At 59.7% G+C, this 735-nt stretch carries 1 protein-coding gene; it reads left to right on the top strand.

The window, feature by feature from the left end; all coding sequences use genetic code 11:
- Positions 1 to 47: 47 nt before the first annotated feature.
- Positions 48 to 735, top strand: a 688-nt coding sequence (locus DMX12_RS29580; RefSeq protein ID WP_218277995.1) for a hypothetical protein, incomplete at its 3' end; no start/stop codon positions are given.

Raw genomic sequence — 735 nt, 5'->3', positions numbered from 1 at the left:
AGGTTCTGCGCATGCAGGGTGGCCTTGATATGGCAAACGGGAGAGTCATGCAGGGTAACGGAATTCTCGAGCTCCTCGACCCGAACGGGTTCGTAGCAGGCCGAATCGGTACCTCAGATTCATTCCTGGGCGGGCTTACCTGGCGCAATACCAACACGCCTGGCATCGAAATAAGTGACGAGAGCGGCTTCTTGCTCGCGCGTTACGACGGCAGCGCGCCAGCCTCAGGCGGGGCGACACCTGGTGCGCCGATCATTCCCAGGCTTAACCGCCAACAGCGCACCCAGATCATGCTCATCATCGGCTATGGCCAGTCTCTGAGCCGAGGTATCAACTCGCTTCCGGCAATCAGCACCACCCAGCCATATAACAACATCATGATCGCCAGCGGAACCAAGATCAGGAACGGCGATAGCGGCTACAACCCCAGCTCGTTCGTTCCTCTGGTCGCGAAAACAGAGGGCACTGAAGGAGAGGATCCGGTGGTTGGCCTGTGCAACGGTGTTGTTCGGCGCGCAATCGCAGATGGTGAGATCGCCGCCGACTGGACCTTCCTTGGCACCTCGCCTGGGCGCAGCGCACGATCAGTAGAGGAATTGGGGCCGTCTTCCGACCCGAATGCCTTCTACAACAAGATGGTTCGCTACGTGCAGGACACCAAGAACCTGGCGGACGCCACGGGCAAAAGCTTCAGCTGCTGGGCCTACTGCTGGGACCAGGGCGAGTCGAACTACG

It is taken from the genome of Pseudomonas sp. MB-090624, from assembly GCF_003205245.1.
Taxonomy (GTDB): Bacteria; Pseudomonadota; Gammaproteobacteria; order Pseudomonadales; family Pseudomonadaceae; genus Aquipseudomonas; species Aquipseudomonas juntendi.
Note: the sequence above shows the minus strand (reverse complement) of the source record. Positions and strands in the feature narration are given on the sequence as shown.